Origin of the sequence: Sphingomonas sp. CCH5-D11 (genome assembly GCF_001557395.1) — a bacterium.
Taxonomy (GTDB): domain Bacteria; phylum Pseudomonadota; class Alphaproteobacteria; order Sphingomonadales; family Sphingomonadaceae; genus Sphingomonas.
In genome coordinates, this window is record NZ_LSKH01000064.1 from 1 (window position 1) to 11,653 (window position 11,653).

An 11,653-nucleotide genomic window follows, 5' to 3' on the forward strand; every position below is an offset into this window, starting at 1 on the left:
AAGAGGCTTTTGCGGAGGCCGATGACTGAAGACATTTCGGACGACTTCAGCACTGTGTGTGTTCGCTTGGCCGATCAACGCTTGCCGCGCAGTGCCCGCAAGTCGATGTCGAGGCGTTTCACGCGATAGTAGAACGTCTTGCGCGGCAGCCCGAGACGCTCGATCGCCAGTGCGATCTCGCCGTCTGCCGCCGTTACCGCATCAATGATCGCGGCGCGCTCGAAGGCGTCGAGGCGGGCGGGTAACGGGTCCATGGGGGCGATGTCATCCTGCCCGACCTCGTCTTCGAGGCCGAGGCAGATGCGCTCTGCGGCCTTCTGCAATTCGAGCACGTTGCCCGGCCAGTCACGCGCGGCGAGGCGGTGGGCATGGTCGGCAAGCGGGGGCAGGGGAACACGATGCTGCGCCGCGGCGATTGCCGCGAAGTGGGCGAAGAGCAGCGGGATGTCGGTGGTGCGCTCAGCGAGTGGCGGCATGCGAACGGGCACGCCTGCGAGCAGGTGGAACAGCGCCGGCGAGACAGTGTCGCGCGCGCCCTCGTCCATCGCGGCGATGATGCGGATGTCGACCGCATCGGGATCGCGTGCGTCAAGCGCCACCGCGCGCGTCTCGGCGAGTCGGGCAAGGCGGTGCTGGAGGTCGGCGCTTGCCATGCCGAGATTGTCGAGGAAGAGCGTGCCACGATCGGCGCGCGCGATCGCGCCGCTGCGCGCGAACAGGTCGCGCTCGACCAGTTCGGGCGCCACTGTCGCGCAATCGATCTTCAGGAACCGGTGGCGCGCTCGACGGCCAGCGCGGTGGACGAGGCGCGCGAAATGCTCGCGCCCGGTGCCGACCTGCCCCTCGATCACCAGATCAAGCGCGGCGTCGGCGAGGATCGGGATCATGGCGCGCAACCGGCGGATCGCGGGAGCGTCGCCGATCAGCGCGTCGTCGCCGGGGGTTTCGGCAGCGATGCGCAGTCGGCGGTTCTCCAGCGCGAGGCGACGCGCCGTGGCGGCGCGCGAGACCGCCGCAACCAGAGCCTCAGGGTCGAACGGCTTGGTGAGGAAATCCCACGCGCCAGCCTTGATCGCGTCGACCGCCATCGTGACGTCGCCATGGCCGGTGATCAGTATGACCGGCAGCTCGGCGTCGCGCGCGGCGAGCGTGCGAAACAATTCGATGCCTGACATGCCGGGCATGCGCACATCGGTGACGACCACGCCCACGAAGTCCGCACCGATCGCGGCAAGGGCGGTTGTTGCATCGGAATAGGCGGTTACGGCGAAACCATGCAGTGTCAGCAATTGCGTGGTGGCGTGGCGCAGGTCGTCGTCATCGTCGACGAGCGCAACCGTGAGCGGCGGCGTGTCAGTCATGCGCGACGCATCGCAATCTCGAAGCAAGCACCGCGTAATGACGGCATCAGGCGTAGTGCGCCGCTCATTTCCTCCATGATGTCCTGTGCAATCGCGAGACCGAGGCCAAGGCCCTGCTGGCGGCTGGTGACGAATGGCGTGAATAGGCGTTCGGCGATCTCGGGCGCGACGCCAGGGCCGTTGTCCGCAACAATGAGCCGAATGGCCCCTTCATCCATGGCGAGCGTCAGGGTGATACGGCGATCATCCTGATTGGCCATCGCTTCAAGCGCGTTCTGCATCAGGATTACCAGCACCTGTTCGAGGCGAACCTTGCCGCCGATGACCGTCATGCCAGGATCGATATCTGGCCGGTCGAGCGTGGCGGCGCGCAGCTGGTCCTTCAGGATTAACACTGCGCCGTCGATCACCTCCGCTATCGCGACGGGGCGCAGTTCGTCGCTGCGCCGTCGGGCGAAGCCGCGCAGCTGCGCCGTCACCGCACCGATTCGGTCCGCGAGGCGGGCGATCGCGGAAAGGTTGCCGCGCACCTCATCAATCGCGCCGCGGCCGAGCAGGATATCGCTGCTCTGCGCATAAGTGCGGATCGCGGCGACCGGCTGTGCGGTCTCATGCGCGACGCTGGCGGTGATCTGGCCGAGCGAGGCGAGACGGTTCGCCTGGCGCAGCGCCTCGCGCAGGTCGGCGGCGCGCGCCTCGCTGTCAGCGCGCTCGGTCATTTCGCGGCGTAGCGCGGCAGTGCGCTCGGCGACCGCCTCCTCCAGCTCGGCAGTGCGGCGGCGGGCGAGTGTGGCGCGCTGGCGCAAGGCAAAGGCAAAGGCGGCGAGTGCGAACGTCACCATCGCGACGATCAGCGCGGTGGCACGACGGGCGCTTGCGACCTCGGCATCAACCGGGTGGAGCAAAGTCAGGCGCCAGCCGCGCTGCGCCACGGGCACATCCTGCGCCACATAAGTCGCGCCCGCCCCGCGTAGCCGCCCATCGGCGATCGGGCGGAGCGGGAGCGGGGCGAGTGCGGCGGCGGGGACGCGCGTTTCGGCGCGGATGCGAGCCTTGTCGGCAGTTCGAAGCGGGCCACTGGCGGCGAAGCGCCATTCGGGGCGGCTGGTCGCGAAGACGACTCCGAGCGGGTTGCGGACGATCGAAATGCCGCCGGCGCGTGCCCATTCGCGCTCGATCCGGTCGAACTCCAGCTTCACCACGATCACGCCGCGACTGACCGTACGGCGCGCGAGATACAGGCCGGGGCGATGGCTGATCGTGCCCATCGCATATTGGCTGCCCGCGCCAGTCGCCTGCGCTTCGCGAAAATAGGGGCGGAAGCGATAGTCGTTGCCAACGAAGCTGCTTGCCGTGCGCCAGTTGCTCGCCGCAATGGCTATTCCTTCGGGCGAGACGACATAGATAGCGGGCGCGCCGGTTTCGCCAGCCAGCGCCTCCAGCTTGCGATTCAGCGCGGTGCGCGCATCAGGCGCACCAGCGATGGCGGCAACGACGTCTCGATCATCGGCCAGCGCGAGCGGCAGCAAGCGAAAGCGGGCAAGTTCGCTATCAAGCAGCACCGCGCGCAGCCGCGCATCAATTGCCGCCTGGGCGCGCAATGCCGCAAGCGTCCGACGCTCGGCGAGCTGCCCACCGAGCAGCGCCAGCGCGACGACCAGCACGATCGTGCCGATCGCCCAGCGCAGCCCACTTGATCGCCAATTGACGCTCATCCGCCCGCCCATAGCCGCTGAGGTTTCATATGCAACTTTTTGCACTTTTCCGATCAGGCATGTGTCGAAATCTGCCCTAAGCGTCCGCTCTGATCTTTGCTAAGGCAGCAAGAAAGCCGCCATTACAAGGGTTTAAGCGAAAGTACGAAATCGTGCCCGCCCGCATGTCGGCCGCGAGCAAAATTCTTGAATCCCAACCGCCCGTGAAGAGGCCGGACGGATTCGTCCCGCAGCGAGAGGATTTGAAAGCCCATGATCACAACGACCGAACTCTCGACGACACCCCCCGCGGCGAAAGGCTGGTACCAGCACCTCTATGTGCAGGTGCTGGTGGCGATCGTCGCGGGCGTGCTGCTCGGCCATTTCGCGCCCGCCACCGGCGAGGCGATGAAGCCGCTTGGCGACGCCTTCATCAAGCTGGTGAAGATGATCATCGCGCCGGTGATCTTTCTCACTATCGTCAGCGGTATCGCGGGGATGCGCGATCTCGCCGCGGTCGGCCGTGTGGCGGGCAAGGCATTCGCCTACTTCCTGTTCTTCTCGACGCTGGCGCTGATCGTCGGGCTGGTGGTCGCCAATGTCGTGCAGCCGGGCGCGGGGCTGAACATCGATCCGGCCTCGCTCGATACCAGCAAGGTCTCCGATTTTGCCGCCAAGGCACATGAGACGACGCTGACCGGCTTCCTGGTCGGCATCATCCCGGACACGTTCCTCTCGGCGCTGACCGAAGGCAACATCCTCCAGACGCTGTTCGTCGCGGTGCTGTTCGGCATCGGCCTGGCGATCGTCGGCGAGCGGGCGGAACGCGTTACGACGGCGCTGGAGCAGGTGTCGCTCGTCGTGTTCAAGGTCGTCGCGATCCTAATGAAGGCAGCCCCGATTGGTGCGTTCGGCGCGATGGCCTTCACGATCGGCAAATATGGCGTCGGCACGCTCGCCAATCTCGCGATGCTGGTCGGCACCTTTTATCTGACCTCTATTCTGTTCGTGGTCGTGGTGCTGGGGCTGGTCGCACGCTGGGCGGGCTTCTCGATCTTTTCCCTGATCGCTTACTTGAAGGCTGAACTGCTGCTGGTGCTCGGCACCTCCAGCTCGGAAAGCGCGCTGCCTAGCCTGATCGAGAAGATGGAACGCGCAGGCTGCCCCAAATCGGTCGTCGGCCTCGTCGTGCCGACCGGCTATTCATTCAACCTCGACGGCACCAACATCTACATGACGCTGGCGGCATTATTCATCGCGCAGGCGTGCAACGTGGATCTCACGCTGGGGCAGCAATTGCTGCTGCTCGGCGTCGCGATGCTCTCGTCCAAGGGTGCGGCCGGGGTGACCGGCGCAGGATTCATCACCCTCGCGGCGACGCTGTCGATTGTGCCGAGCGTACCGGTGGCGGGGATGGCGCTGATCCTGGGCGTGGACCGCTTCATGTCGGAATGCCGCAGCCTCACCAACTTCATCGGCAATGCGGTGGCGACCATCGTCGTGGCGCGCTGGGAGGGGCGGCTCGACAGCGAGCAACTGCGTCGCGCGCTCGCCGGGGAAGCAACGCCCGTCGATCAACTCTCGGCCGATGCCGTCCCGGCCGCGTGAAAGTTCGTACCATGATGTATCGTTTCGGCGCGTTCCTGCCGCCCCTCCTGCTTGCGACGGCCGCCACGGCGCAGACCGCGGCCTCACCGGCTGCCAACGAATATCCTGCCGCTGCGGCGGGCGACGGGGCGACCACCAACGGCTACAACCTGTCGCGCTGGGCCGAGGACTGGCGCGTGATGCAGGATCCCGCCAAGCGCGACGATCCGCTGGACCGGCTGAAATTCCTGCCGCTCGATGACGATGGCGACGTCTATCTGACGCTCTCGGGAGAGGCGCGGCTTCGCGTCAACATGACGAGCAACCCGAACCTGCGCGAAACCTCGCACCAGCGGCAGGACATCACGCGGCTGGTGGGCGGGGCGGACCTGCACGTCGGGCCGCATCTGCGCCTATACGGAGAAGTGGCACATGGCGGGATCGCGGGGCGCAACCTCGGCACTCCCTCGACATCGCTGCGCAACGATCTGGTGTTCCAGCAATATTTCGTCGAGGCGAAGGGCGATGTGGCGGGCGTCGCGCTCGGTGCACGCTACGGGCGGCAGGAATTTACCGACGGATCGAACCTGCTCACGTCGCAACGCGACAACAATACAATCCGTTATACGCTGAACGGTGTGCGCGCCTGGGCGCGGACCAGTCATTTCCGTGTCGATCTGTTCGACTTGAAGCCGACTGCCTATGGCGATCTCGGCGTGGATGACGACGTCAATGATCCCGCGCGGCGCTTTTCGGGCGTGACTCTGGGCGCGGTGCTGCCGTCCACTCTGTTCGGTGGTTCGAAGCTGTATTTCGACCCGTTTTTCTGGCGACGACGCAATGACGTAGGCGCCTGGGGCGGGCGGATCGGGCCGGCGACGCGCTTCTACGGCGGCGCGCGTCTGTGGGGCGATGTCGGGCCGCTCGCGCTCGACTGGACCGTCAACCATCAATGGGGCCATTATCGCGACCAGCAGATCGATGCGTGGCAGGCATTCATCGCGCAAACGTATCGTATTGGCGACGGTAGCACCGCGCCGCGCGTCGGCGTTCATGTCGATTATGCCAGCGGGGGCGGGGGCTATGGCGACGGCAAGCTACGCAACGCCTACGCGCCGTTCGGCAACAACATCTATTACAGTTACCAGCTGTCGCTGACGCCCTCGAACCTGATCGCCGTCGCGCCGAACGTCAGCTTTACGCCGGTCGGCAAGGTGCGCGTCACCGCCGAGTATGAACTCGCCTGGCGCGACGATGTGCGCGACGCGATCTATCGCGCCAACGGCCAGCCGTTCGCCGGTACCCAGAACGTGCGCGATCGCAAGACCGCCGATGTCGCGCGACTGCAAGTCATCTGGCCGATCACGCCGCGCCTCTCCTTTACCGGCCGCTACGAGCATCTCGCCGCCGGCCCCGCTTTGACCAACGCCGGCTACCGCAGCTCCGACTTCCTGGCCGGGTGGCTGAGCTTCCGCTTCTGATCCGAAAGGCCTCCTTCATGTCCGACCCCAAGCGCGCGTCCCGTCTACCCCGCTTCACCCGCCGCGGCCTGCTCGGCGGGGCGGCCGTGGTGGGCGGCGCGGCGATGCTACCGCGCTGCTCCACGAGCGCAGGGCCGGCGCGCGACGTGGACGTGTTGCTGATCGGCGGCGGGATCATGAGCGCCACGCTTGGCGTGCTGCTGCGCCAGCTGGAGCCGGGCTGGACGATCGAGATGGTCGAGCGGCTGGACAAGGTCGCGGCGGAAAGCTCGAACGGCTGGAATAATGCCGGCACCGGCCATTCGGCGCTGTGCGAGCTCAACTATACCCCGATGGACGACAAGGGGCAGGTGAGCATCGCCAAGGCAATCGATATCAACGAGCAATTCCAGGTCACCCGCCAGTTCCTCAGCCATCAGGTGAAGGCCGGCGTCCTTGCGAAGCCGCGGACCTTCATCAACTCGACGCCGCATATGAATCTGGTTTGGGGCGAGCAGAATGTCGACTTCTTGCGCAAGCGCCACGCCGCGCTCGGTGCGAGCCCGCTGTTCTCGGGCATGGACTTTACCACCGACGCGGAGACGATCGCGCAATGGGCGCCGCTGATGATGGAGGGCCGCGCCCCCGCAACTCCCGCCACGCCTTTCGCCGCGACGCGCTCGCCGCTCGGTACCGATGTCGACTGGGGCGAGGTGACTCGGCAGTATATCGCGGCACTTGGCCGCGCCCCGGGTTTTCGGCTCACCACCGGTCATGAGGTGCGTGAGCTGAAACGCCGGTCGGACGGGCGCTGGAGCGTCGTCGCCTATGACGCCAAAGCTGGGACGGATCAGGTAATCAACGCGCGCTTCGTCTTCGCCGGGGCGGGCGGCGGGGCGCTGCCGATCCTGCAGGCGTCTGGCATCCCGGAGGGCGAAGATTATGCCGGCTTCCCCGTCGGCGGCTCGTTCCTCGTTACCGAAAACCCGGCGCTGGCGAACCGTCACCACGCCAAGGTCTATGGCAAGGCCGCAGTCGGCTCGCCCCCGATGTCGGTGCCGCATCTCGATACGCGCTTCTTCGGCGGCAAGCAGACCTTGTTGTTCGGGCCGTTCGCGACCTTCTCGACCAAGTTCCTGAAGGAAGGATCGTATTTCGACCTGCCCAAATCGGTGACGCTCGACAATTTTCGGCCAATGGTGGCGGTGGGCTGGGACGATTTCGACCTCGTCGAATATCTCGCCGGCCAGCTGATGATGTCGCAGGAGGACCGGATGGACGCGCTGCGCGAGTATCTGCCGAACGCCAGAGACGGCGACTGGCGGCTGTGGCAGGCGGGGCAGCGCGTGCAGATCATCAAGCGCGATCCCGCGAAGGGCGGCGTGCTGAAGCTGGGCACTGAAATCGTCGCGTCGAAGGACGGCAGCATCGCCGCGCTGCTGGGGGCATCGCCGGGCGCCTCGACCGCGCCGTCGATCATGCTCGATCTCCTGAAGCGCGTGTTCGGCTCGCAGCTCGCGACCCCGGCGTGGCAGGCGAAGATCCGCACGATCGTGCCGAGCTATGGCATCAAGCTGAACGACGAACCGGCGCTTATGGCGCAAACCTGGGCGGCTACCGCCGATGCGCTGCAACTCGCCATGGCTTCACCGGCGGTGACCACCACCGCGAAGATGCCTTCCATCACTGAGGCTCCGATCAAGCGACAGGCAGATTTGGCGTTGTAACGATTGTTCCATGATGGCCATGCGTCGTGGAATTCGCAGCTATTCCTGCGGGACATACGATCGACCCACATGTCCGCGGCTCGTGCGGTGCGTACTCGGATCGCAGTAGGGCGTCTGCGGACCTCCAGGCCGCCCGAGCGTCCCCAGTGATTATGCGCGCGTTCGTCCGACGTTTTCATGCTCGGCGAACGATGGCGACCGACATGGCGAGTCGCCGCATACGCGCGCTCTGAGTTAACAGTGTGCGTTGGGGGGCGGCCGGTTGTGCCATCTCGTCGCATTTCGAAACTTCGCGGACGGGCGGAGTCGTCGCAGGCTGCACCATGTGCTTCGTCGCAAGGCACAAGCCCTCGCTCGCGGTACACGCTCCGCGGTTTTCGAGTCATTGCTGGTGGTCGACGGCATCGACCGCTGATTTTCCCACAGCGCGCCGCGCGCTAATTTGCCCATCCTGCTCGTTCTGCGAAACTGAGCAGCCTGGCGCGAAAAGCGACAAGGGGGTGGAGGCCCGACCGGGAATCGAACCCGGGTGCAAGGATTTGCAGTCCTCTGCGTCACCACTCCGCCATCGGGCCTCGATGGAAGTGAGGGCGGGCAGATGCGGCGACAGAGCGGGCGTGTCAAGTTTCTACGTTGGCGGCCGTGCCGGCGCGCGATAAAGCGCCACTCTGGATGACAAGTGTATTGCCACAATAAAACAGTCGTGCGACAGGTGAGAAGATGACGATGACGATGGAACGCCAACCGGATTTTGCCGCCATGCGCACAGCGATGGTGGCAAGCCAGCTTCGCACCAATGCGGTATCGGATGCGCGTGTCGTGGCGGCAATGGCCGTGGTCCCGCGTGAGCGGTTCGTGCCTGAGGAAAAGGCGCCTTTTGCCTATCGCGACGATCTGGTCGCACTTGGCGGCGGTCGATCGCTGAACCTGCCGATCGCCACCGGTCGCCTGCTGACCGAGGCGCGCTTGCTGCCGAGCGATCGCGTCCTGCTGATCGGTGCTGCCACGGGCTATACGGCTGCGGTCCTGGCGGAGCTGGTAGCCTCCGTTGTCGCGGTGGAAGTTGATCCGGCGCTCGTCACGCAGGCGCGCGCGGCGCTCGGCACGAGCGATCGGATCGCGATTGTCGAAGGCCCTCTGGAGGCCGGCCACCCCGAAGGCGCCCCCTATGACGTGATGATCATCGATGGCGCCGTGGAGCAGCTTCCCGAGCAACTGGTGGCGCAGGTGCGGACCGGCGGGCGGATCGTTGGTGGCCTCAACGACAATGGAGTGACCAGGCTGGCTACCGGGCGGAGAAGCGAAGGCGGCTTTGCCATGATCGACTTTGCCGATGTCAATTGCTGTCTGTTGCCCGGCTTCGCCAAACCGACACGCTTCACCTTCTGAAAAGAGCCGCAATGACCCGTGTCGCTTCTGCCGCCCTGATTCTTGCGCTGAGTGCATCGCCAGCCCACGCCGACACACTGCGAGAGGCGCTGGCGCGCGCCTATCGTGAAAACCCGACGATCACGGCAAGTCGGGCGCAGCAGCGTGCAGTGGACGAGAATGTACCGATCGCGCGGGCGGCCGGTCGACCGACCGTGTCCACCAACGCGGGGCTGAACGAAAACTACCTGCGCAGCGGCAATTCCTTCACCACGCCGGCACGCGCGGCGCAGGCGCAGCTTGCGCTAAATGTGCCCTTCTATTCGGGCGGCGCCGTTCGCAACTCCGTCCGCGCGGCAGAGACGCGGGTCGAAGCCGGCCAGTTCGGGCTGCGGGGCACGGAGGCGTCGCTGTTCTCCGAAGTGGTCGCAGCGTACAATGACGTGATCCGAGACGAGGCCATCGTCGGACTGAACGCGCAGAACGTCCGCGTGCTGGAAACCAATCTACAGGCGAGCCGCGATCGCTTTCAGGTGGGTGACCTGACGCGCACCGATGTCGCCCAGTCGGAAGCGCGGCTGAGCCTCGCTCGCGCGCAGTTGCAGCGGGTGCAAGCGACGCTGATCGCCAGCCGTGAGAACTACGTCCGGCTGGTCGGCGATGCGCCCGGCACGCTCGCGCCGCCGCCGGCGCTCCCGAATTTGCCGCAGACGGCAGATGGCGCCGTCGATGTGGCGATCCGTGACAATCCCACCCTGCTCGCGGCGCTGAAGCAGCGGGACGCGACCGCCTTTGACGTGCGCGTGGCGCGTGCGAGCCGCCTGCCGACCCTGGGGGTCGGGGCGACCGGAAATTACGTCAATTATCTGGGATCGCTCGGCAGCGGCACCGGGTTGGGTGTCGGGCAATCGGGCACCTCGGCCGGCATCGGGCTGAACGTCAGCCTGCCGATTTTCCAGGGCGGGCGTCCGGCGGCACTGGTGCGTCAGGCACAGGCGACGCGTGCGCAGGCGATCGAAAACGCGACCGCCGCGGAGCGTCAGGTGATCGCCTCGGCCCGGTCTGCGTTCGCTATCTGGCGCTCCTCGCTGGAGGTGATCGCTTCGTCGGAGCAGGCGGTTGCCGCCAACCGGCTCAGCCTGGAAGGCGTTCGGGCGGAGAATAGCGTCGGCAATCGCACGATCCTTGATATCCTCAACGCCGAGCAGGAACTGTTGAACAGCCAGGTGACGCTCGTGACTGCGCGGCGCGACGCTTATGTCGCCGGCTTCGCGTTGCTGGCCGCAATGGGGCAGGCCGAGGCGCAGGACCTGGGGCTCGAGGGCGGGCCGCTGTATAACTCGGCGGAGAACTACAACGCCGTTCGCAACCGCTTCTCCGACTTCGGCGATGGCGAGACGCCAACCGCGATTTCGTCGTCCACCAGCGGCGTCGCGCCCCAGAATGCCACAGTTACGCGTCCGCTCGATCCTGCGCTCGACAGCAGCAAGGTTGACAGGAGCCCGGCATTGACCACAGGTGAAAACACACCAAACCGCTGATCGTCGGCGGCTTTCTGGATGGGGTGGACTGCGCGCATGGGGGATGTCAGCGCCGAGCCGTCGATGGAGGACATTCTCTCCTCCATCAAGCGCATCATCGCCGAGGAAGGTGATGATCGGCCAATTCGACAGCGTCGCGCGAACGCTGCCCGCCCTGCATTGCCCGCTGCACCCGAAGAGCGGGATGAGGATACGGCGCCCGAGGAAGTGCTCGAACTGAGCCATCCCATGCCACCGGTTCAGGCGCGGGCCGAAGCACCTGCCGAACCCGAGGCGGCAAAGCTGGACGCGGATGCCGCCGCGAACCTGCTGTCGGATCGAACCGCGCAGGCGACCCGTGGGGCCATCGATGCTCTTTCGCGACTGCTGGTAAAGCCGGAGCCGCAGAGCGACGGAACGCTGGAAGGATTGGTCCGCGAGATGCTGCGACCGATGCTGCGCGAGTGGCTGGACGCCAATCTGCCGAACATGGTGGAAACGATCGTCGCGCGCGAGATCGCGAAGCTGACTCGCGGCGCTTCCTGACGATATTGGTGACGTTCGCCGGCGCACTGCCGCGTTGCACCCGACGTTCCGAGCGCAAGCTGGCGCCGACATGGCGATTGTCGCATCAGTAACGATCTGCTTTACCGCATTCCCATGAGGATGCCCTTTTCCGCGAGCCTGATCGCGCTCGCTGTCGTTTCGGCCCCGGCTGCCGCCCGCCCGCTGACCATCGAGGATGTTACGACGCTTAGCCGCGTCGGCGCGCCTGCCGTATCGGCGGATGGGCGCTGGATGGTTTGGGCGCAGCGCGAGACCGACATGGACGCCAATCGCGGCCGCTACGATCTTTGGCGGCTTGATCTGTCACGCAAGGGGGCGGTGCCGCAGCGCCTGCTGGCCGATCCCGCAGTGGACGAGAACGATCCGCAG

At 65.9% G+C, this 11,653-nt stretch carries 8 protein-coding genes, 1 tRNA gene and 1 pseudogene; 7 read left to right on the forward strand and 3 right to left on the reverse strand.

Annotated elements, in window-relative coordinates:
• Positions 1–74 precede the first annotated feature (74 nt).
• A complete protein-coding gene (locus AX702_RS24070; protein ID WP_066776455.1) occupies positions 75–1,361 on the reverse strand; it encodes a sigma-54-dependent transcriptional regulator in 1,287 nt (428 codons plus the stop codon).
• Positions 1,358–3,076, reverse strand: a complete 1,719-nt coding sequence (locus AX702_RS24075) for a sensor histidine kinase (RefSeq protein WP_066776468.1) — start codon at positions 3,074–3,076, stop codon at positions 1,358–1,360. The genes AX702_RS24070 and AX702_RS24075 overlap by 4 nt, the downstream gene beginning before the upstream one ends.
• Positions 3,077–3,328: 252 nt before the next feature.
• Between AX702_RS24075 and AX702_RS24080 the strand changes: the two genes are divergently transcribed.
• From AX702_RS24080 to mqo, 3 genes are read left to right on the forward strand one after another with little or no spacing between them, the layout of a single operon-like run.
• Positions 3,329–4,663 carry a dicarboxylate/amino acid:cation symporter gene (locus AX702_RS24080; protein ID WP_066776458.1) on the forward strand — a complete coding sequence of 445 codons (1,335 nt, stop codon included), beginning with the start codon at positions 3,329–3,331 and terminating at the stop codon, positions 4,661–4,663.
• An 11-nt stretch (positions 4,664–4,674) separates the two neighbouring features.
• Positions 4,675–6,123: an alginate export family protein gene (locus AX702_RS24085; RefSeq protein ID WP_066776461.1), complete on the forward strand. Its 1,449-nt coding sequence runs from the start codon at positions 4,675–4,677 to the stop codon at positions 6,121–6,123.
• 17 nt (positions 6,124–6,140) lie between these two features.
• Positions 6,141–7,829, forward strand: a complete 1,689-nt coding sequence (gene mqo / locus AX702_RS24090) for a malate dehydrogenase (quinone) (RefSeq protein WP_066776471.1) — start codon at positions 6,141–6,143, stop codon at positions 7,827–7,829.
• A 501-nt stretch (positions 7,830–8,330) separates the two neighbouring features.
• Here the strand turns inward: mqo and AX702_RS24095 are convergent.
• Positions 8,331–8,404 (reverse strand) — tRNA-Cys (locus tag AX702_RS24095).
• Positions 8,405–8,549: 145 nt separating this feature from the next.
• Between AX702_RS24095 and AX702_RS24100 the strand changes: the two genes are divergently transcribed.
• From AX702_RS24100 to AX702_RS24115, 4 genes and pseudogenes are all read left to right on the forward strand, one after another.
• Positions 8,550–9,218, forward strand: a complete 669-nt coding sequence (locus AX702_RS24100; RefSeq protein WP_066776464.1) for a protein-L-isoaspartate O-methyltransferase family protein — start codon at positions 8,550–8,552, stop codon at positions 9,216–9,218.
• Positions 9,219–9,229: 11 nt separating this feature from the next.
• Positions 9,230–10,738: a TolC family outer membrane protein gene (locus tag AX702_RS24105; protein ID WP_066776466.1), complete on the forward strand. Its 1,509-nt coding sequence runs from the start codon at positions 9,230–9,232 to the stop codon at positions 10,736–10,738.
• Positions 10,739–10,774: 36 nt separating this feature from the next.
• Positions 10,775–11,263, forward strand: coding sequence for a DUF2497 domain-containing protein (locus AX702_RS24110; RefSeq protein WP_197420488.1), 489 nt, complete (start codon positions 10,775–10,777; stop codon positions 11,261–11,263).
• 114 nt (positions 11,264–11,377) lie between these two features.
• Positions 11,378–11,653 (forward strand): annotated as a pseudogene (locus tag AX702_RS24115) (PD40 domain-containing protein); the annotation flags it as partial.